Here is a 21,202-nt window from a genome sequence, read left to right as displayed (position 1 = left end):
CCGGTCCTTCGTCAGGAGCTACTGGGGTTGGGTGATGCCGTGCAGGAGGCGGGCGCCGGCGTGGCCGGTGACGTCCATGGACTCGATTCCGACGATCGCCAGGAACTTGGTCGGGTAGGTGCCGTGGACAGTGACGGTCAGCCGGGTGCCGTCCGGGGAGAGGGTGGCGCTGCCCCGGGTGCCGGCGGCCGCGAGGTAGGCCTGGGCCGCGGCTTGGGCGGCGGCGGGATCGACGTGGACGCCGGTGCCGGTGACGGCGGCGGCGGGGTCGATGGCCTGTCCGGCGGCGCGGGCGGCCTCCATCGCAACGGCGTCGGCGCGTTCGGTGGCCCGCAGCTTCCCGCCGCCGTCGATGGTCAGTCCGATGATGCCCAGCAGGGCGATGGCGACGATGGCGGTGAACACGGCGATCCCGCCCTCGTCGTCCCCCGCCCGCAGCCGCGCCGGGAGCGCTCGCGGTCCGACGGCTGCCCGTAGTTGCGTTGAGGTCACGGCTCATCCCTCCCGGGATCGGTGGGCGTCCACCACGGAGGTGAACCGGCTGGTGAGTGTCTTGGACCCGGGCACGCCGGGCAGTAGGAGGTCCGCCATCCTCACCGTGCAGGAGATGGTCACAGTGACGGTTCCGACCTCGCCGAGCGGTACCGCGAGTCCCGACACGTCGACGCTCGTACTCGTCGAGGCGCAGTGGATGCCCTGGTCGTTCAGGGACCGGGCGGCTGCGGCGCTCGCCTCGGCCTGCGCCCCCGAGTAGGTGCGTGAGATGGAGGCGGCGCGGGCGGCATCCTCGGCGGCGGCGTCGATCTTCGCGCCGGAGGTGACGATCCGGCCCCCGGCGATGGCCATGCACAGGAGCATGATCAGGAGTGGGGTGACGATCGCGGCGGCGATGGTCTCACTGCCCCGATCCTCCCGCAGCCGGCTCACCCAACCACGCGCCCATTCCGTCCGCTTGTCGGTCATGGGGTGGTCCACCGTTCGCGGGGTGCGCCCGCCGACTGCGAGACGCTCAGGCCGGACAGGCCCGGGATGAGGGAGGGGGCGGTGCCGGTGACGGTCACCCGGACTTCGGTGGTGGTGCTGCCCGTGGTGCTGACCGTGGGGTCGTTCAGGCTGTCGCCCGCGATCCGTCCGAGGGTCTCGCGGGCTCGGGCCGCGCCCGCGCTCTCCGGTGCCTGGTAGACCCGGGCCGCCGCCACACCCTCGCGGGCGGCGGTCAACGCGATGTTCCGGGCGAAGAACCACATGCTGGCCTGGACGACCGCGACCGTGATGAGGATGACGAACGGGAACACGATCGCCATCTGGATGGACGACTCCCCCCGGTCCTGCGGATCGCTCCGCCCTGCCTTCGGGGGAAGTGCCTCCCCGCCTGTGTTCCGTGCTGTGACCGACACCCCGCCCCCTTCTCCCTCTACCGCTGGTTCGTTGCCCTGCCCCTGGTGTGGGGTCAGATGCCGGTGAGCTTGGTGTTGTACTTCGTGACGACGATCCCGATCGTCCCGGCGATGGCGAGGGCCCCGGCGACGGCGGCGACCCAGATGATGATCGTGGTGATGGAAATGTCACCCCGGTCCTGGTCACTGTGGTTCTTGATCTCCTCCCAGTGCGAACGCAGCGCGAGGGCGAGGCGGATGGCGAGCTTCATGGGTGGACTCCTTCTCGTATGTGTCAGGTGTTGATCATGCGGATGACGCCGGGGAACGCGATCAGGAGCATGACCAGGACGGCCATGAGCGCGCCGGGGGCGGTCATCTTCTCCGAGTTGGCGTTCGCCTCGGCCGCCTGCGCGGCGAGGAGCTCGGTGCGGAGGTTCTTGGCGCGGGAGCGCAGGGTGGAGTAGACGGACGCGCCGTCGTCGGCGGACTGCCGCATGATCGCGGCGAGGTCGTCGAGGACGGGCAGGTCGAGTTCGGCGGTGAGCCGGGCCAACGATTCCCAGTGCGGGACTTTGTCGACCCGGGACCGGGCCAGGGCCTCTTGGATGCGTTGGAACGCCCACCCTTTCCCGACCTGGGCGGCCTGTTCCATGGCCTGCTCGGCGGACACGTTGCCGGCTCGTCGTAGGGCGACGAGGTCGAGGTAGGCGGCCATGGCGTGCGCGAACTCGGTCCGTGCCCGCTTGGCCTTGTCCCGCACGGCGAGGTCGGGCGCGAACCACAACACGGTGCCGGCGAGGATTCCCACGATCGTCGGGAGATACAGCGGCAACCCCAGCAGCAGGAACGGGATCGTGGACAGCGGCGGGAGCAGCAGGCCCGCGCCCGCGAGCGCCACCTTCATCAGCAGGAAGCGGGCCGGGCTGGTGCCGACCAGGGCGAGGTCCTTGTAGGGGATCCGCACACCCGGCGCGTCCGCGAGACGCTCCAGCAGCCACTGCCCCCACCGCTCATCCCGGTCGGCCTCCGCGTCGAGGACGGCCGGTTGGGCCGGCTCGTTGAGGCGGCGCAGCGCCGGACCGAGGGCGGGAGCCGGGCGCAGGACCTCGCGAACCGCGAGGGCGATCCCGCCACCGATGGCCGCGCCGGCCAGGATCGCCGCGACAGGCGTGGTCATACGGGCACCTCCTCGTTCTCGGGAGCCTCGTCGACGACGGGGGCGGGGCCGATGGCACTGCGCGGGTCGGCGACCAGGAACCGCGGAACCGGCTTGGTGTCGGCGATCTGCCGCATGAGCGCGAGGACCCCGACGAAACCGGCCGACAGAACACCCAACACCAACTGTCCGAGGAGGGTGCCGTAGGGGGCGGTGTAGGAGGGGACCAGGAACCCGGCGCCGATGACACCGAGGGTGATGATCGTCATCCACCGCATCGTCGTGCGGGGCTTGGCCCGGTCCGCCTCGATCACCCGACGTCGGGCGACCTCCTCGTGCACGGACTCGGCGAGGTCGTCGAGGGCCTGGGCGAGACCGGGGCCGCGGTCGGCCGCCGACAGCACGAGCGCGGCCACCACCTTGTCGGCCGTCACATCATCCAAGGCGTCGCCGAGTTCACGCAGCGCGTCGGCGGGCCGCCATCCGACCTGGAGCCGGTCGGCCAGGTCGCCGACCTCGCCGGCGATCTCCTCGGGGCATCCCTTGCGGGACACCTGCAACGCCTCGTCCAGACCGCGACCGAGGCGCAGCACGTTCGCCAGACGCTGCGTCCACTCGCCGAGCGCTTCGAGCTTCCCGATCCGGGCCGTGGCGGACTTCGTCGGGGAGAGCAGCCAGGGCACGCCGATCACGGCCAGGAACACCAGAGCGGCGGCGATGAACACCCCCGACACCAGCCACAGCAGGATCCCGGCCACCGCGCCGATGGTCAGCCGGGTACGGCGGACCATCTTCTCGTCGCGGCCCGCGAGCCGGCGCCCCGCACGCAGCCGTGCGGCAAATCCGGGGCCCTTGGGGGTGGTCGTGCCGACCACACCGACCACGACACCCACCGCACCGGCCGCGACGGCGAGTCCGGCCAGCACCCACATCAGTAGCGTCGTCATACGGACACCTCCGGAACCAGCAGCGGCAACGCTTGCCCCCACGCTCCGGTGGGCGCGTCCAGCAGCCCCATGTCGAGCCCGGCACGCCGCAGGTCGTTAACGCAGCGCGGCAACATGAGCGGCACCGCCCGGTGCTCACCCCACTCCGGGCGCGGCCCGAAGATCGTGTTCGTCTCCGGGCGGCCGCCCTCACCGATCCCGGTGACCTCCAGCACGTGGGATACGAACCGGTGCCGGTGCCCGCCGATCCGCGTCTCGTCGATCTGCCCGACGAACACGATGAAGTCGAGTCCGTTGGCGGCCTGCCGGTACGCCAGGGCTTCCGACATGTTGGCCTGGGCGAGGAGGTACAGCTCCGCGATCCGGTCGAAGACGACGGACGGGCGGATGGCGTGCAGGGTGCACAGGTTGCCGCCCGCGCCGTTCGTCATGGCTTGGAGCATGGCCACGATCTCCGGCCCACGGACCTCACCCACCACGATCCGCGTCAACGTCATGCGCAGCGCCCGGTACATCAGGTCCATGAGAGTGATCTCACCGGCCGCGATCCCGCCGACGATCTCGCCGTTGGACTCGCGGGCCTCCATCGGCACGACCTGCCGGTGGTAGCCGTTCTCGTGGGCGAAGAGCTCGTACTCCGTCTCCAGCGTCGCGAACCGCTCGTCGGGGTCGATCTCCCGCAGCAACGCCCGCAGCAGGGTGGTCTTTCCTGCCGCCTGCCCGCCGACGACCATGATGTTCTTCTCGGCGCGGACGCACGCCCGCAGGAACTCCTCCAGCGTGCTGTCGAGCATGCCCTTGGAGACCAGCTCGGGCAGGTCCGCGTGACGCATGCTGTGCCGGCGGATCGTCACGTACGTCCCCGGAGTGACCTCGGTGACCGCTTGGAGCCGGGAGCCCTCCGACAGCCGCAAGGCCAGGAAGGGGTCCGCCGTGGACAGGCTGCGCTCGCTCTGGCCGGTCGTTCGCCGGGCAAGGTCGTGCAGGAGCTCGCGCAGTTCCTCGTCGGAGTCGGCCACCGGCGGCACCTGGATCCGACGCCCGTCGGTGAAGTCGAGCCACACGTCGGAGTACGAGTTGATGAAGATGTTCTCGACCAGCGGGTTGTCGAGGTGCGCCTGGAGTCGGCCCGCACGGAACTGAAGATCAAAGACGGCCTGGGCGATGGCCGCGTCCTCGGCCTGGCTGGTCGCCGTGCCGCGCTTGATGGCCTCGGCGTCCGACCATATGGCGACCTGCTCGGCGATCAGATGACGCCCCTGCTGCTCCTGCGACGCCACCGACAGACCCGGCCGGGACCGCAGCAGATCGGTCAAGCGCTCACCGACCTCCTTCTTGATCAGCCGTACCGCTCCGTAGTCCACCGGAGAGACCGGTCCGCCCGGAGTCGAGGTGACGACGGCCGGAACGGTGGCAACCGCCGGGCGTACGGCCGGTCCCCATCCCCCGGGCGGAGCGGGTGCTGGCGGGATCTGCCGGGAGGGTGCGGGCCGTGCTTCGGACAGTCGGGCGGCGAGTGAACCGCCGCGGGGGTCGTGGTGGATGGGGTTAGCGCGCACCGGTGACCGCCCGTCCCTCCGTCGGCGGGGCCAGCCGCGCGCGCCGGATCGCCACCATCTCCTGGACCCGCACCGCCGCCGACCGCGCGGAGCGCATGAACGGGCTCGCCTCGAACCGGCGAGGCTGCTCCGCCCCGTCGGAGAGGACCGCGGCCTCCTTCGGCCGCCACGGCATCACCGCCACCACCTCGACCTCCAACCTCTTACGCACCTCGTCCTTCGAGAACGGGCCCTCGTCGACCAGCAGCAGACCGATGTCCGCCCCGGCCCCCAACTGCTCACGCAGCGCTTTCAGGCGGACCTGCGCGCTTTGCAGGCTCCGCAGGGTGTTGCGGGCGACCAGCAGGACGACGTCGGCCCGCTGCGCCAGGACCCCCGAGGGGCCCGTCGCGCCGCGACGGCCGAGGTCGATCAGGACGTCATGGCCGTGCTCCTCGATGCCGGCGAACAGGGCGGCGAGCGGCCGCCAGACCGGTTCCATCGCCGACGCGTGCGCCGGGTCGTACAACCCCGGCAGCACCAGACGATCGCGGGTCTCGGCGTCGGTGATGTCCACCAACTGCCGCCAGAACGCGTCACCGAGCTGCCCCTGCCGGGACGCGACGGCAAGATTCCGCAAGCCGTGGGAGTTGTCCAGGGTGCCCTGCAAGGCCCCGGGGAGGATCGCCCCGCCGTCGGGGTCCGCCTCCGCCAGGATCACGCGGTGGCCCTCCGGCATCGGCCACGTCAGCAGGAGTGCCATCGCGGTCGTGGTCACGCCCGGGGCGCCGAGTCCACCCGCCAGTGCGATGACGGTCATCAGCCCTCCTGCGGCGCGATGATCAAAGCAACCGCACCCGTCGACACCCGCGCGGCCAGCGTCGGCCCGTCACTGGCCGGCACCGCCACGTCGACCACGACCACACCCGTCGCCGGAGCGGCCACACCCACCGCCACCACCGTCGCCGCCAACACCTTCGGCGCCGTAGCCGCCTCCGGCTTCCCACCGTTCGCGGCAGCTGCCTGGGCCGGGTCCGGAGTCGAGACGATCAACACCTTCTGACCCGGCGCCAGCCGGCTCGCCGGAAGCTGCGACGGCTTCAACGCCACCCCCACCAACTGCTCACCGGCCTTGACCAGGGACGTCGAGGTCACCTGACCCGGCGACAGCAACGAACCGGCCTTCAACGCGACCGCCGCGCGCTGGCCCACGATGCCGTCCTTCTTCGTGACCGGGACCGCCTTCACCGCCGGATCCAGCGCCAATGACGCGGGAGCGAGATCCGCAGCGCTGATCGCCGCACCCATCGGGACATCGCGCGCCACGACCAGGACGCCCGAACGCTGGCCGGACGCGGTGAACAGGAGAGCGCCGGACAGACCTCCGGCCGCGATCAGCGCGACGGACAACGCGATCAACCCCGGGCGGCGACGTCGCTGACGAACAACACGCGGCGCCGACGCCGGCTTGCCGACAGGACCACCCGGACCGGGGACGGGAGCACGACCCTGCGCGGGCGTGACGGTGCTGCTCACGTGCGAAGCCTCCAAGAAGAGAGGAAAGGAGAGACAGAGAAGAGAACGGGGGGAGGGAGGGGTGGGGCTACTGGCCGACGACCTGGACCTCGCCCACGGCGATGTCCACGGCACTGGAGCGGACCTCCGTCAACTGGCCGCTCTGGCCCCCACCGGTCCAGTCGATGGTCCAGGTCGAGGTGGCGGTCACGTGGTACTTGCCGGGGCTCCCGTAGCGGTGCCCGCAGTCGGGCGACGGGTTCTTACCGAACGACGCCTGGTACGGCGTGCCCGGCGTGGTGCAGACGACGGACTTCCCGTCACCCATCACCCACACGATCTTCGACACCTTCGCCGTCGCCGTGACCGTCACAGCACCGGCCGACGCCGACGCGACATTCGGCCCGTACGTCTCGGGGCCCGTCGCCGTCCACATGTAGACGGGCATCCCGACCACACCGACACCACCCGGCTTCGGCACGATTCCGATCGCCGGAGGCGACAGCAGCATCGAATCCACCGCACGCTGCGCAAGCACCGCAGGGTCCACGGCCACCGCACCGGGCGGATCCTGCGCCCAAAAGGCCCGTCCCGCGCCCACAAGGGCTTCGCCCTGGAGACCGTTTCCGATGCCACAGGGGTCCAGATAGATGGCACCGTCACCGGGCGCATGCCCCTGCCACAAGGCGCTGTCCGCCGGCGGGGGAGGCTGAAGGAGACGGAACGAACAGTCCTCACCCATCCCGTCGACATTGCTCCCCGAACCCTTCGAGGACCCGCCGGCCTTCCCTGAACCCGAGCCGGAAGGGGGCTTGCCGCCGCTGCTGCCTCGGTCGTTGGCTTCGACGCAGAAGCGCTCATCCGCGCAACCGCCCACGGGGATCGGGTCCCGGGCGTGGGCGGGCGAGGCGCTTGCTGCGAGGACGGCGAGTGCTCCCATGGCGAGGGCACTTCGTCTCAGCACGCCTTGCCCTCCTGCTTCTCCTCCAAGACCATCCAGCCGTTCGGCCACTTCTCTGCGGTCACGGTGGTGACGTAGCGCAAGAGACGGGTGTTGGGGAGCTGGACCTCTTTGCTGGTGTTTTTCTCGACGGGCTTCCACTGGGAGATGTCGAGGCACTCGCTGATGATGGCGGTCTTGAGCTTGGCGTCCGGCTTGAAGGCGATGTTCGTGTTCGAGTGGGTGGGTTGCCCGACGACGACCTGTTCGGCCTTCCGAAGACTTTTCAGCCCCTGTTGTGTGCGTACGAGCGCGGTTCCGGTGGCGACCTTGCTCAGCTCCGCGTGGTCGGGGTCGGCCGTCGAGTAGGCGGCCGTGAGCACGTCCCAGTACCTGGTGTACGCGGTCTGTACCTCGGCCTTGTCAGCGGCCTCGGGGTCGGCGGACACGCTGGGGGCAGCGGAGGGGATGGGGGCGGCGCTGCTGGGGGAGGTGCTCGGGGCGGCGGCCTTGTTGTCCTTGCTCTCGCCGGTGCAGGCGGCCGTGAGGGCCGTGACGGCGACGACGGCGGCCGCGGATGCCAGGAGTCGGCGGTGGTTGGTGCGGTTGTGGTGCTGTCGTGCCGTGGTCACGGAAGTCTCCCCGGGGTCACCTTGTCGGACGGGACTGAGAGCACCGGTCCGAGCTGTGTGAATCGCTGATGCAACGTGTTTGAGTGCGATCGTGATGAGCCTATCCGGCACCCTACGACCTCAACGCCCCAGGGCCTATGGGGTTCTTGAGGCTCAGATGATCGAACGTCACTTTTGCCCATGAATGACGGTCGGTCATATGCGTGCGAGGCTGTGAGGTGCGGCTTTCGGCTCCAGTGGTTCGCAAGGGTGGGTTTCGGAAGGCTCCTGCCAGGCTGTGGCCGGAATGCCTTCTTCTGGCTTGTTCTTTGCTGTTGATAATGGTTGCGAACAGACCTCACCGGTTTTCTCACCAGCAATGCTCACCGACGTCACGATGCGGTTCCGGCGAAGTTCACCACCCGGCAGCCCAGCCCCCGACCCGGTTCGAGATGGGGGCGGGGCGGCGAGGTTACAGCTGGGTCCAGCTGCGGGGTTCGGCGTCGCCGGCCAGGGGAGTCCAGAGCGCTGCGCGGGGGCCTTGCGCCTCGATGTCTTCGAGGATGGCGGCGCCGAGCGGGACGTGGGTGGCGAGGCGGGTGACCAGGGGGTGGTTGGTGGTCATGCGTCGTAGGTCCGCGATCCGGTTGGTGAGTGTGGTGCGGGTGGCGCCGGTGAGGATGAACAGGACGCGCGGGAACCGGGGGTAGGAACGTTGCCAGGCGAGCGTGGCGGCCTGGTCGCCGATGGTGCCCCGGCGACCGGCGGGCTGGGGGGTGTAGTCGTGGAAGCGGGCGTAGGCGATCAGCTTGCGGGCCAGACGCTCGCTGCTCATGGTGGTGCGGTCGATTTCCACGAAGGCCCGGTACTGGAGGCGCGGCTGGGCGGTCGTGTAGTGGAACACGGCGTCGGCGATCAGCCGGTCCTCGCCCGCCGTGTCGGGGAGGTGGTGGGTGACTTCCGGGACCCAGTCGAGAGGCTCGTAGTCGTCACCGCGGGCGCGGGCGTCGGTGAGGAAGGCGAGGTGGGCGCGGACCCCGGTGAGGATGTGGGCCGCGCGCAGCGTGGCCGCTTCCGGTGTGTGGATCGGGGTGGCGGCGCGGCCGCGCAGCTCGGGCCAGTCCCCGACCGCCTGGTGACCTGTGGGGGTGAGGTAGTGGGCTTGCAGGCGGCTTCGGCCGCCGAGGGTGGTGTGGGCGATCAGTCCGTCCTCGCGGAGCGGCACCAACACCTTGTGGATCTTGCGGGGCGGGATGTGTGGGGCGATCATCCGGTGGATCTGCGTGGTGGTCAGCAGCCGGTGCTGGGCGATCAGCGCGAGGGCCCGGTGGGCTTGGGTGTCGCCTGCGTGCGGCCGGACCGATGTCAGGGCCAGGGTCATGCGTACGTCTCTCCGGTCTCGGTCTGAGCGTGGGGCTGCAAGTTGTCGGCGGTAGTGGCGGGCGTGCTGTGTGCGGTGAGGAACGCGTGGACCGTGTCCTCCTGGGCGAGTGCCAGGGCGGTCGCTTGGGCCAAGGGGCGGGCGCCGGTGTTGGTATCGGCGGCCCGACGGAGTTCGCCGACCCTCCTGGACTTGGCGAGGTGACCGAACACCTCCTGGAGCTCGGGGCCGCGAATGCGCAGGGGTCCGATGCGCTTGCCCGCGACGGTGAAGGACGCGTAGTGCCACCAGCGGTCAAGCCCGGCGACGTCGGCGGGGGTGACGGCGGCGGGCCACTGGTCGGTGATCTGCGAGATCGCCTCCACGGACCCGGCCGTCGTGGACAGATGGTTGGCGTTCTGCATGAGGGCCGCGCGGGTGTCGGGGGACAGGCGGTGCAGGAGCTGCGTCATCCCATGCAGTCGGCATCCGAACTTCCGCAGCTGCTCCGTGATCGCCGCGAGGACATGGGAGTCCCCCTGATCCAGGGAGATCAGCTCGTCGAGGTAGAAGCGGAAGGCCCGGCGGTCCTTCTCGGGGAGGTCGCGGCGGGACAGGCCGGCACGCAGGAAGTCGTGGACGATCAGTGAGATCAGAAGTCGGTCGGTGGGCCCGGTCCCCGGCGGGCAGATCCACATCACCTGACCGCTGTCCATTGCCCGGCGCAGGTTGTAGCCGCTGACCGGGCACCCCAGGAACGCCCGGGTGACGGGGGAGGACCCGAGGCGCTCCAACGGGTTCAGGATGATCGAGGGTGCGTCCCTGGGGAGGTCGGCGAAGCCGGTGATCCACCAGCGACGGGCCTGCGGGTCGAGCATGCCGATGACCAGACCACGAAAGTGCGGATCGGTCAGCAGGGGACGAATCTGGAAGATCGTGGCCTGCGCCTCGGGTTCCCCGGCGGCCACCGCCGTGGCGTTGACAGCGAGGAGTGCCTCGACGGCCTTGGTCAGGATGGTCAGCGCGCGGGGCGCGTTCGGGTCCGTCCAGCCCAGGGAACCGGCGAACGCCTCGACGACGGCCGCGCACACCTCGTGCGCGGGTTGCCCGCTGCTCATGTCGAGAAGGTTCCAGCAGCCGAGCATGTCGTCGTTCTTGCGGACGGTCAGGTCGAACAGGGCGATGCGGCCCATGATGTCGTCGTGCGCGAGGTAGCGGGCGACGTCGGCGAAGGAGTCCCCGTGCGGGTCCACGAACGCCAACCCCCTCCCGTTGTGGGCACTGGCCACGGCGTGGACCTGCGCCCGCATCGTCTTGCCCCAGCCCGCCTTACCCGACTGGACCTCGAACAGGGTGTCGTCCTCGTGGGTGGCCAGCAGCCGCTCGCTCCCGTCCGGGTTCTGGTACCAGCCCTGCGGCAGCAGATCCTTGTCCGGTTCGTAGGTCGGCATGTCGCTCTCCAGCACCGGCACCCGCGCCGTCACGGTCGGAGGCTTCAGAAAGCCGGCGAGTTCCTCGATGTGCGCCCACCCGCCCCGGGCCGGCCGCATCACCGCCGTCGACCACTGCTCATCGAACCGCTTCCGCCAGGGCCGGTGGTCCGGGCCGAACCGCACGGGTCCCAGGGACCAGCCGAGCGAGGACAGCCGGGACGTACCGGCGTAGACGTCCATGGCCGCGCCGATCCGCGCCAGGCGCTGCTCGGCCTGCCCTTCCGCGTTCGAGGCGCACCGCAGCAGGATCTGAACCCGCACCAAACCGGGCGTGTGGGCGAGCTTGCCCAGCACCTCGTCCCGTTCCATGCGCCTGGGGCGCGGTGAGATCACCATCTGGCCGCGGGGCCGGCCGCTCCATTCGGCCGGGTCGAGGAGCTTGCCGAGGGCGACGGGCAGATTGTCGCCGGTGTCCTGGGTGATCCACTGCGCCTCTCGCCGGGCTTCACGCCGGGCCTCCTGGCGGGCCTGGTGCATGGTCGTCCAACGCCGCGCCGCAAGGTGCCACCGGGACGCGGGGGAGATGTCGACGCACACCTCGGCGAGGTCGCCCGCCGCCGTCTTCAACCCGGCGACCGCGTCGAGCAGGGGCTGGAGCGGGTCCGGGTCGAGGGGGACGTCCCGCAGTCGGGATCCTGGCTTGCCGTGCAGGGTCAGGACGGCGCGTACCACGTGGTCGCGCCGCTTGTCGGCGATCCGCGCCACGCGCTTGACCCGCACACGCGGCCCGTAAGGGGTCTGCGCAATAAGCGCGTGGGCACTCGCCGGGGCTTCGAGACGGTAGATCAGGGCGCGCTCGCCGTCGCCGCGCAGCCGCATCCGCACGGTGCGGGCCCGGCGCGGAACCCACCACCGCCCCGACCCGGCCGCCCGTACCAGTTGCATTCCCTGACGCCAGATCTGTTCGGCGTCCGGGGCGAACTGGGAGGTCGGGGTGAGCTCGACGGACGTGCGCTCGGCGAGGGCCTTGACGGTCAAGTGCCGCTGCACCAGCTCGTACGCGAGGAGTCCGGCGGCTGCGGCCAGGGAGAGCCACCAGCCGTTCGCCCCTACCCACGCGGCGAGCGACAGCAGCCCCTCGATGGCCGCAGTGGCGGTGTCGAGATCGGACGCGGTCACGTAATGCGGTTCCATGTTCCATCTCCGTTCTGGGTGAAGTGGACGGCCGCGGGGCGTCCGTCGAGGAAGTTCCCGGCCGGGTCGGCTCCCGCCCACACCAGCCGCACCACCGCCCGCCCCACCTCCGGCCGGCCCGCGACAGTGCCGGTGCCGGCGCTGGGACTCGGCATGGGAGCGGTGTCGCGGCGAGCGGTGGCGGCCTGGATACGAACCTGCGTGTATCCGGCCGTCTCCCGCTCCCATGCGGCCCGGCCGAGGGCGAGGAGCTGCCGCTCGTTGTCCGGCGGCAGATCAGGGCTGGTGGCCTGGTCCAGGACTTGCTGAATCAGCGGGTCGGCTGCCGGACCGGAGCCTGGCGGCGGAAGCTGCCCGGCCGCCGCCGGATCCGCCGATGCCGACGTGGACGCTGTGGCGGAGTCCGTGACGGAGGGCCGCGCGTGCACCGTTTCGCCCGGCGACGCTGAGCCCCTGGCCGGGATGGACGACGGCGAGGCGGATGAGGGCCGACCCGCCTCAACCGGCAAGACCTTGTCGGCTCGGGGGGCGGGCTTGTCACCGGTGCCCGCGTACAGCAGGAGTGTTCCGACCGTGGCGAGGACGAGGGCGCCGGCGATCAGCCGGCCGCCGCCCGTTGGTGGGCGGTTCACAGCAGCCTCGCCCCGCCCGCGTAGTCGGGCATCGCGGTCACCGGATCGATCCGCACGGGCTTACCCGGCCTCGGCGCGTTGATCATCTTCCCGTCGCCCAGGTAGATCCCGACATGATGGATGGTCGAATCGGCTGTCGGGCTGTAGCCGTAGAAGATGAGGTCACCGGGGCGTAGCGCGTTGTATCCGGCGGAGGCGGGGATGCGCCGTCCGACTCCGGCCTGCATGGCCGCGGTGCGCGGGAGGTTGATTCCGGCCTTGGCGTAGGCGAATTGGGTGAGGCCGGAGCAGTCGAACCCGGTGACGGTGCGACCGTCCTGTCCACCCGGGGAGCAGCAGATCCCGGTGGTGGGGCCGCTGGGTCCGCCACCGCCCCACGAGTAGGGGAGGCCTTGCTGGGCGAGGGCGGCCTGGACGACGGCGCCGATGTTCCCGGAGGGAAGGGAGGGAGTTCGGCCGAGGGTGTCGTAGCGGTCGATGCCCGATATGACGTCGTCCACGTAGGCCCAGGACAGGTTGTAGGTGTGGATGGCCTTTCGGAGTTGTTCCCGGTCGCCTAGGTTGCGGCCCTTCCCGCACAGGTAGATGGCCGCCGAAGCGGCGGCGTCGTCCGCGTTGTGCGGGCTGATCACCCCATCCCCGTTCCCGTCCTTCCCGTACGCGCGGAACGTTTCGGGCAGGAACTGGAACGGGCCCACCGCACGCTCGTATTCGGTGTCGTTGTCCCAACGTCCCTGGTCGGTGTCGCGGATGGCGGTGGTGTTCCCGCCGGCTCCGGAGCCGTCCAGCCGCAGGCCGATGATGAGTGGCTGGATGTCCCCGCTGACCCCGACCAGACGGCCGGAGGCGTGGTCGGATTCCACCCGGGCGATCCCGGCCAGGACTTGCCAGCGCATGCCCTTGCAGGCGGGCACGTGCGCGCCGATCTGGGCGGCGCCGGTGAGGTAGGCGGCCATCATCCGCTCGGGGATCCCGGCCGCGGCCGCGCTCACACTCCCGCCGACCGCTTTGCCGCCCCGGTTCTTGACCACCGCGGCCGCCAGAACCGCCGGGCCGGCGCAGCACACCGCCGCGATCATCACGAGTACTCCCAGACACCCCAGCTTCTTCCAGCTCTTCACCCCGCACCGCCCTCACGGCGCGGCCGCTCGTTACCCTCACGGCGTCGTTTCCGGGCTTCAGCGGCGAACTTTTCGATGTTCGTGCGGTACCGCTCCAGTTCCGCCGCGCGCTCGACGGGCGTCGGCCGCCGGGGCGGCTCCGGCGGTTCCTGTGCCCGTTGTGCCGTCGGGCGCTGCCGCCGTGGGCGTGGCCACCCCTCGGGCAGATTGTGATGGCGTTCGGGCGGTGCCGGGCGGGCCGGCTGTGACCGGCGCCGGGCCGGGCTGACCGAGACCTGGGAGGGAACCCTTCCACCAGATCCGGCACCCTCGCTGCTGGAGCTGGAGCTGGAGCTGGGTCCTCGCCTGGGGGGACGGATGGAGGAGACCGACGGTGTGGGTCCGGAAGAACCGGGGGAGTCCTGGCGGCTGATGGTTCCTCGCCCGCCGGGTCGGGGGCCGGATGCTCCCGTGGGTGTGGAGGTGTAGATGACGGCGCCGACCGCGCCGGTGCCCACCGCGCGCCTGGTGCGTCCGATGCCCGCTCCCACCGCGCGCCCTGTGCGTCCGATACCGGCTCCCACCGCGCTGCCGGTGTTGTGGAGCCCGTCGGTGACGGGCTGCCATGCTGCCGCGTCCTCGCGTACTCGGTGGGCCGCCACCCGTAGTTGTGTGTGGGCGTCGTCGGTGAACGTCGTCGCGGCCTCCTTGCCGCGCCGGACGTTGCGGGGGAGTCCCAGCGTGGCGCCGTAGGCGAAGCGGGCGGTGCGCGATGCGATGCGGTAGCCCCGCAGGCGTGAGGCGCCTTGGTGGATGCGCGATCCGAGCAGTGGTCGGTCGGTGTCGGGATCGTGGAGGATTTCACCGGTCCACTGATCCGCCACCACCTCACCCTTCTTACCGGCGGCGTTTCCGTTCGCGGCGGCGTGAAGTTGGGCGGCCGCGGGGTGCCGGCGGGGTTTGGGTCCGATGAGGGCGGTGTGCACGCCGCGCAAGGCCATCGCGATCGGGGCGATACCGCGTCGTCCCTCGGCGACCGCGTCGCCCAGCAGCCGGCCCGGCGACATCGCCATGCCCGCGCCGTCCCCGAGGGAGGCGAGGCTGCCCAGCTGCCGCAGCCTGGACCCGAAAGCCCCGTGCACCACCGAGGGACCGCTGGCCCCGGTAGCGAACCCGCCGCCCAGGGCGAGGGCCGCGCCCAGGCCGGAGTGGTTCCCTCCCAGGCTGCTGCCGCCGATCCTCGCGTACTGCATGCGCAGGGCCATGCGCTGTCCGAGCGAGGCGGTCGCGGCCATGATCCGGCGATGCATGACCAGGAACGCCAACGCGAGCGCGTCGACCAGAAGCAGACGCTCCATCATCTGGTCGGGGCCGCTGTCGGAGAGCAGGGCGTCGACGGCGATCCCGAAGAGGGGAAGGCACATGGCCGCCACGAAGCTGACCAGGGCGGAGACGACGAACACGCCCCACCACCGCCACAGCAGCATCCGGGAGCGGCCGGGCAGCATCGCCAACACCCACACGATCGGCCCCACGGCCGCGGTCGCGGCGTCCGCGCCCTGGGCGCCGAGCATGACCACGGCCATCGACATGATCATGAGGGCGATGATCGCCACGGCGACCAACAGGGCGACCACCGCCCACACCCGATCCCAGGAGGGTTCTTCCGCGTACGCGGCGCATGCCCGGCCGACCGGACCGGCCTTCTCCAGATCTTTGAAGAGCCGGGACAGGGGATCCATCTCATCGTGGCCGGTGCCGGCTTCGCAGTACCGCCGGGACTCACCGTCCAGAAGCCGGCATGGGTTCTCCTTCTCCTCGTCCTCTTCCTCGTACCTGTCGGGGTTGTTGGCCTCGCAGTCGGCCTTGAGAAGGTCGGTGACGCCCACGCAGTTCGGGTTGGGACGCTCGCCCGGAGCGCCGCTCGTCACCGACCGCTCGCAGGACTCCTTGACCGATCCGATGAGGTTGTCGCACTTCTTGGTGTCCACAGGCTTTCCGCCGGAGCCCTTCCCCTGGCGCAGAGAGCTCTTGACCCATGTGGCGTGGGCTTTGTAGGCGGCCTCGTGGCCCGGCTTCTTCGGGTCGAGGACCCGCCCGTACTGGAGCAGCATGTAGGGCTTGACGACCAGTGCGTCGGTGAGCGCGTGCTGAATCGGGGTGACGACGGTTCTGACCTCGGCGCGCTCGCGCACGCACGCGTCGTGGGCCGGACCGACGGCGGTGTCGCAGGGGCGGCCGCCTCGCGCGGTGGTGCCGAAGTAGGAGGAGGTGGTGATGGAGGCGACTTCGAGGGCGGCCTGGTGGGTTTGGTCCAGGGGGCCGTCCTTGCCCAGGAGGTAGTCGGGGCGGACGAAGGCGCTCGCGGCCAGAGCCGTGATGACCAGCGTTATCGCGATCTCGCCGAAGCCTTTGCCGACGCGGCCGCGGACGAAGAGGATCAGCCCGAAGGCGAACGCCCAGGCCAGCATCAAGCCTTCGATGCCGAGTACGTCGACCACGTGCCGCTGGTAGGCGTCGGCGAGGCGCTGGGCGGGCTGGACCAGCAGAGAGTGCAGGGGGAAGCGGAAGATGAAGGACAGTAGCCAGCAGCACAGTCCGACCAGCAGCCGCACCAGCGTGAACAGGCCGCCCATGACCAGCCGCTGGGTTTCGCGGGCGATACCGAGGTCCGGCGCCTCACCGGTCATGGCCGCTTCCACGACCGGCGCCGCCCCGGTGACCGTTTTGGGTCTGGCGGATGCCTCCAGCTGGTAGCCGCTCAGCGGAGCGCCCTCGCGGGTGAGGATGTCCAGCGGCCCCAGGAGACCGCCGCCGGCCGCGCCATCGGCGGCCATCGCCACCGACGTGTTCGTCACCAGGAACACGACCGTCATGAACGCGACGAAGCCGGCCGCCCGCAGCGTGCCCCGGTCCATCACGACCCGCCCGGCCCTCACGCCGGTCCCCCGGCTGAGGGCCGCGTGGCGCGGCCGGGCGTGGTGAAGATCGACTCCTTGAGGCGGGGCACCGGCGGGACGACGACTTTGATCCGTCCGACCTGCATGCGCGGGTCGCGCAGCAGCATCTCGCCCTCTCGGCCTTCCTGGCCGACCGGTGAGAGACCACTGGTCACCAGCCGGAGCAGGTTCTCGTCCTCGCCGTCCAGGCCGAGGAAGCGCAGCCCCTTGGCCGCGCGGACACTGTCCCCGGTGCGGGCCAGATAGCGGTAGGCGATCAGTCCGGCGTCCTTGCCGAGTTCCTCGACCGCGTGGGCACCGAGGAGGGCGCCGGCGCCGTGTTTGCGGCCGTCGTGCAGCATCTCGTGGATCAGCGCGGCCCCCTCGGCGGAGGAGGTGAGCCAGTACACCTCGTCCAGGGGGACCAGGCAGAACCTGTTCGGGTCGGTGAATGCCGCTTGGCGGGCGATGGCCGCGATCAGATACAGCACCGCCCGCCCGATCAGAGCCTCCAAGGGCTGCTGCCGCAAAACCTCGACGTCGGCGAACGCCTCCTTCGGCGGGAGCGTCAGACCGGTGGTGGTGACCACGACCATGTCCGCGCCCAGGTCCCCCGCGAGGTTCACCGGCGGCAGCGCGGGGTCGAAGACCATGGCAGCCAGCGGGTTACTACGGACGATTTTGAGAAGGTCGGCCATGGTCGTGGCCGCTTCGGCGCGGCCGCCGCTGCCGCTTGCCGCGAGCGTGGTCAGCACGTCGAGGACCTTGCCCATCGACGGGTCGGGACCGCCGGCCACTTCCTCGACCGCGTGGTGCAGGACCGCGCCGGCGGCCGTCATCGCTCCAACTCCCAGTTGCAGCGTCAGGTAGGACAGGGCGTAGTGCGCGCCGATCGGACCGCCGAACACCCGCAACGGGTCGATGCTGATCCTGGCTTCGGCGGCGTCGATGATCTGGCACCGCTCACCCATCGACGCGCGGGCGAAGGACGCCCACTCACGGATCGGGGTCCGGTCGATCACGATCGCCCGCCCGCCCCGGTCCACCACACCCGCCGTGATCAGCTTCGCCAGAACACTTTTGCCGCTGCCCAGGTCACCGATCACCGCACTCGACGCGGACGCGTTGACCTGCGGTGCGTCGGCCGGGTTCAGCAGGACGGGCCGGATCGTCCCGCTGTCCAGGTCATGGGCGATCATCATCCCGGTCGGATCACCCACCCGCGACAGAGTGAACGCCCCGTTCGCCGCCCAGTCCTCCGACAGCTGGTGCTGCGCGAACTGGCCCAGCTTCGGCGCCCGCACCGTCCCGGGCAGACCCAGGGCGAACAGCTCTTCCTGCGCACCGTAGGGGCGCACCACCCGGTAGTCGCCACCGGACAGGGCCGCCGACAGCTCGCGGGCACGGGCGTCACAGGTCAGTGCGTCAGCAGCCCACACCGTCAGCACGGTGACCGCCTGGACCTCGACCTCCACCGACGTCCGCGCCATCCGCGCGTCCTGCTCGGCCAGATCCTCCGCCGCGTCCGGCAACGAATGCGGCAGACCGGTGGGCTGCGCACCGTACTGGTCGGCCTGGTCGAGGAGCTCTCGCTTCTTGCGTTGCACCTGGGCGCGGGCCTTCTTCGCGGAGATCACCCGCATGTCCACCGTGACGTCGACGGGGAACGGCATGCCCTCTAGTTGGGCCAGGACGTCGGCGGCCTCCACCATCACCGCGGGCGGGAGCTGCGCGAGGACGAGGTGGGCCTGGTAGCCGGTGCCGTCTTCGGACTCGACCTGAAGCCACCGGCGGCCCACCGGCGACAACGCGCCGGCCTTGCGCCACCACGGCGTCCTCACCGCGGGCTTGCGGTCCTCGCTCACTTCCTGGCCGCCCTCGGCCAGACGGATCTCGCCGAGGTCCGCGTAGGAGGGGGACCGCAGCAGGCCGTCGTGGACACGGCTCCCGTACAGGGGGCTGTGCTCGGCGTCCGCCAGGAGCGGCTCCTGCGCAAGGCCCCGGTGGACGGCGTGCTGAAGCATCCACACGATCTCGGCCGGAGCCGCCGGCCGCAGCCCGAGCCCACCGCCCAGGGACGTCTGGATCCGCGCGGCGTGCGCGCGGGCGGCCTTCACCTCCGCCTCGGGCACCGGCACCGGAGCAACGCCCAACCCCGCCGACAGCTCCCCGTACAGCGCCGACAGAGACGCGCCCACGACCGACCCGTTCGTGGCCACGGGCACCGTCAGCCACAGGGTCCGCTCATGCATCTCCTCACCCGCCAGCATGTCCACGGCCGCCGCGCAGGTCTCGGCCCACTCGGGAAGCCGCCGCCAGTCCACGTCGGCCACCATCCGCTCGGCGACCTCCCCCGGATCCGTCCGCGCGGCCAGAACGAACAACCTGGGCTCCATCCCGGGCATCGATCGCACCAGCGACGTAACCCGCCCGAGGAGTTCCTGCCGGACGCGGGCGGGGAGATAGCCGCCGGGGAGCGGATCCACCCGCCACACGGCCCACACCCGACCCGACTCCGACCACAGCAGGTGACCGGCGATATGCCGAAACGGAGTCCTCATGCCGCCCTCCCCACCACCGTGAGCTCACCGGCGAGTCGGGAGAGCCCCGAACCGGCCGCCGCCCGTGCCGCAACCGGGCGCGGACCGTCCGCCGGAGCCCGACCCGGAGCCGGGACAGGCGTAAGGGCGGGGGCGGCCTCGATGACGAACCGCGGCCGCCACACCGACGGGGCCCGATCGCGCGCCGTACGGCCGGCGACCCGGCCCGCCGGGTGCCGCAGCAGCAACGACACCACCCCGAACAGGGCGGTGAACGGGTTCTGCCCGGCGATCTGCGCACCGCGCACCGCCCACACCGCCACCAGCCACAACACGATCGGCACCGGACCGGCCCACGACCACCAATCGAACCCCTTGACCAGCGCGAACGCACCGCCACCCAACACGACCAGCTGCGCGGGGGTGTACGGGCCGAACCAGACCGTCCAGTCACCCAACTTCCCCAACACCCACGGATGCCGGCGCGCACTCGTATAGGACCGCGCGATGCGGGGCTGCCCGCTCACAGGGTTCCGCCCCGCACACCGCGCGCGTCCGGCCCGATGACGACGGTGACCGCGCCGGCGCCCCTGGCCGGGTTCTCGACCTCGTCCTTCACCTTCCCCGAGAGCGAGTCACGGGCGCTGTAGATGCCCAGGGCCAGCACCATCGCCAGCAGGGCTCCGATACCCGCCTTGAGGCTGAACCTTCGGACGATGGTGACCAGCACCACGGCGGCCAGGGCGACCTTGAGACCGCTATCCGTCCAGCCGGCAAGCGTGCCGATGATCGAATCCCCCAGCGCGTCCAACTGACCGGCCAGCACGTAGGTCTTCATCGCGCACCGCCCACAACCGCCGAAGGCGACGGGGAAGGAGCGGCCGCGACGTCGGCGGCCGGACCGGTGCCGGTCTCCAGAGCGCTGACCTCCCACCGCGCCGCACGCGCCGTGACCTCCACCCGGTACACCAGCGGCCACCGCACCCCGGCCCGGTCCTCACCGACCACCCGCACCCGGGCCCGCGCCCTCGTCCCGTCGGTAGGCACTTTGTCAGCGCCCGCGACCGGGGCATCCGCGGAGATGCCCTCGACCTCCACGCGCACGTAAGACGTCACCGACGGCGCGGCCAGCCGCACCTCCGGCGACAGATACCGATCCAGCCCCGCACCCTGCCCGCCGCCCAGATAGGTACGGACGAACTCGCCCAGCGTGGTCGCCAGCGGAGCCGCGGAGGGCACCGTGTGCGTGAACCGGGAAGTGGGGACCGTGCCCGGGGACGGGGCGGCCACCTCCGCCGGCGCCCCGGCGATCACCACCGCGCTCCCCGCGTTTCCACCGTGACCGGATACGGCGAAGTAGCGGACCAGCGGGGGAACCCCGGCCGCGGACGAGATGCCGGCCGGGCTGGGAGCCGACTGCACGGGTGCCTCACGGTCGGCGATCGCCGCGACCACCACCGTCCACCCGTCAGCCGTACGGGACGTGCGTACCGCCACCGTCCGGGCTGTCGAGGGCACGCTTCCCTCCGTGCGGGGCCGCTTCGGCAACTCGACGTCCGGCGCGAGTGAGCGGACAGCCCCCGCCACACCCGAATCCGACCCCGCAGCATCGGTACGCAGCCACAGCTCTACGAACATGGCGGCCGCGCCCGCCGGGTCGGTGGCGGGCTGGGCGGCGTGATCGACGCTCGCAGTGGGCGCGGCCATCGCGGGCGTGCTGCGGGGGAGCACGAGTGCGACGGCCAGGGCGAGAGGCCCGGCCGCCAGAGCGGCCCAGACCCCGATCCGCGTGAAAGAGGGCCCACGGGATGCGGTGCGCGTCCGGTCGACGGGGACCGTCTCGGGGCGCTTCGTGCGCAGCGGTCCGGAAACCTCAGCCGTGCGGACAGCGGAGCGGCGAGGCGTCCGCCGTCGGCCG

20 protein-coding genes are annotated in these 21,202 nt (G+C 71.1%); all 20 read right to left on the bottom strand.

What is annotated here, in order from left to right; genetic code table 11:
• Positions 1-18 precede the first annotated feature (18 nt).
• Entirely contained in the window at positions 19-438 is a 420-nt protein-coding gene (locus ACFY0I_RS34375; RefSeq protein WP_388903316.1) for a pilus assembly protein TadG-related protein, read from the bottom strand.
• A 57-nt stretch (positions 439-495) separates the two neighbouring features.
• Complete coding sequence (locus ACFY0I_RS34370) at positions 496-963, bottom strand: TadE/TadG family type IV pilus assembly protein (protein WP_388903194.1); 468 nt, start codon at positions 961-963, stop codon at positions 496-498.
• The gene (locus ACFY0I_RS34365) at positions 960-1,310 is read right to left on the bottom strand and encodes a TadE family protein (protein WP_388903313.1); all 351 of its coding nucleotides are present in this window, start codon (positions 1,308-1,310) and stop codon (positions 960-962) included. Before ACFY0I_RS34365 ends, ACFY0I_RS34370 begins: the two co-directional genes overlap by 4 nt.
• Positions 1,311-1,450: 140 nt before the next feature.
• Positions 1,451-1,648 (bottom strand): hypothetical protein, encoded by a 198-nt coding sequence (locus ACFY0I_RS34360; protein ID WP_388903192.1) that lies wholly within the window; start codon positions 1,646-1,648, stop codon positions 1,451-1,453.
• Between the two features lie 23 nt (positions 1,649-1,671).
• Positions 1,672-2,556: a type II secretion system F family protein gene (locus ACFY0I_RS34355; protein ID WP_388903190.1), complete on the bottom strand. Its 885-nt coding sequence runs from the start codon at positions 2,554-2,556 to the stop codon at positions 1,672-1,674.
• Positions 2,553-3,482, bottom strand: coding sequence for a type II secretion system F family protein (locus ACFY0I_RS34350; RefSeq protein ID WP_388903189.1), 930 nt, complete (start codon positions 3,480-3,482; stop codon positions 2,553-2,555). Before ACFY0I_RS34350 ends, ACFY0I_RS34355 begins: the two co-directional genes overlap by 4 nt.
• Positions 3,479-4,846 (bottom strand): CpaF family protein, encoded by a 1,368-nt coding sequence (locus tag ACFY0I_RS34345; RefSeq protein WP_388903187.1) that lies wholly within the window; start codon positions 4,844-4,846, stop codon positions 3,479-3,481. The genes ACFY0I_RS34350 and ACFY0I_RS34345 overlap by 4 nt, the downstream gene beginning before the upstream one ends.
• 184 nt (positions 4,847-5,030) lie before the next feature.
• Positions 5,031-5,840: a hypothetical protein gene (locus tag ACFY0I_RS34340; RefSeq protein WP_388903185.1), complete on the bottom strand. Its 810-nt coding sequence runs from the start codon at positions 5,838-5,840 to the stop codon at positions 5,031-5,033.
• Positions 5,840-6,556: an SAF domain-containing protein gene (locus ACFY0I_RS34335; RefSeq protein WP_388903182.1), complete on the bottom strand. Its 717-nt coding sequence runs from the start codon at positions 6,554-6,556 to the stop codon at positions 5,840-5,842. Before ACFY0I_RS34335 ends, ACFY0I_RS34340 begins: the two co-directional genes overlap by 1 nt.
• Positions 6,557-6,623: 67 nt before the next feature.
• A complete protein-coding gene (locus ACFY0I_RS34330; RefSeq protein ID WP_388903180.1) occupies positions 6,624-7,475 on the bottom strand; it encodes an ATP/GTP-binding protein in 852 nt (283 codons plus the stop codon).
• A gap of 17 nt (positions 7,476-7,492) precedes the next feature.
• A complete protein-coding gene (locus tag ACFY0I_RS34325) occupies positions 7,493-8,107 on the bottom strand; it encodes a hypothetical protein (protein ID WP_388903178.1) in 615 nt (204 codons plus the stop codon).
• A gap of 451 nt (positions 8,108-8,558) precedes the next feature.
• Entirely contained in the window at positions 8,559-9,467 is a 909-nt protein-coding gene (locus ACFY0I_RS34320; RefSeq protein WP_388903176.1) for a replication-relaxation family protein, read from the bottom strand.
• Positions 9,464-12,073: an ATP/GTP-binding protein gene (locus ACFY0I_RS34315; protein ID WP_388903173.1), complete on the bottom strand. Its 2,610-nt coding sequence runs from the start codon at positions 12,071-12,073 to the stop codon at positions 9,464-9,466. Before ACFY0I_RS34315 ends, ACFY0I_RS34320 begins: the two co-directional genes overlap by 4 nt.
• A complete protein-coding gene (locus ACFY0I_RS34310; RefSeq protein WP_388903171.1) occupies positions 12,055-12,705 on the bottom strand; it encodes a hypothetical protein in 651 nt (216 codons plus the stop codon). Before ACFY0I_RS34310 ends, ACFY0I_RS34315 begins: the two co-directional genes overlap by 19 nt.
• A complete protein-coding gene (locus tag ACFY0I_RS34305; RefSeq protein ID WP_388903169.1) occupies positions 12,702-13,826 on the bottom strand; it encodes an NlpC/P60 family protein in 1,125 nt (374 codons plus the stop codon). The genes ACFY0I_RS34310 and ACFY0I_RS34305 overlap by 4 nt, the downstream gene beginning before the upstream one ends.
• Positions 13,823-16,744 (bottom strand): hypothetical protein, encoded by a 2,922-nt coding sequence (locus ACFY0I_RS34300; RefSeq protein WP_388903167.1) that lies wholly within the window; start codon positions 16,742-16,744, stop codon positions 13,823-13,825. The genes ACFY0I_RS34305 and ACFY0I_RS34300 overlap by 4 nt, the downstream gene beginning before the upstream one ends.
• Positions 16,741-19,305 (bottom strand): ATP-binding protein, encoded by a 2,565-nt coding sequence (locus ACFY0I_RS34295; RefSeq protein ID WP_388903165.1) that lies wholly within the window; start codon positions 19,303-19,305, stop codon positions 16,741-16,743. Before ACFY0I_RS34295 ends, ACFY0I_RS34300 begins: the two co-directional genes overlap by 4 nt.
• On the bottom strand, positions 19,302-19,754 hold the full coding sequence (locus ACFY0I_RS34290) for a hypothetical protein (protein ID WP_388903163.1): 453 nt from the start codon (positions 19,752-19,754) through the stop codon (positions 19,302-19,304). The genes ACFY0I_RS34295 and ACFY0I_RS34290 overlap by 4 nt, the downstream gene beginning before the upstream one ends.
• Positions 19,755-19,807: 53 nt before the next feature.
• Positions 19,808-20,122, bottom strand: a complete 315-nt coding sequence (locus ACFY0I_RS34285; protein ID WP_388903160.1) for a hypothetical protein — start codon at positions 20,120-20,122, stop codon at positions 19,808-19,810.
• Positions 20,119-20,802 (bottom strand): hypothetical protein, encoded by a 684-nt coding sequence (locus ACFY0I_RS34280; RefSeq protein WP_388903158.1) that lies wholly within the window; start codon positions 20,800-20,802, stop codon positions 20,119-20,121. The genes ACFY0I_RS34285 and ACFY0I_RS34280 overlap by 4 nt, the downstream gene beginning before the upstream one ends.
• Positions 20,803-21,202: the final 400 nt, after the last annotated feature.

Source organism: Streptomyces sp. NPDC001568 (assembly GCF_042893755.1).
In the GTDB taxonomy this organism is placed as follows: Bacteria; Actinomycetota; Actinomycetes; order Streptomycetales; family Streptomycetaceae; genus Streptomyces.
The sequence above is the reverse complement of the archived record's forward strand: the minus strand, read 5'-3'. Positions and strand labels throughout refer to the sequence as shown.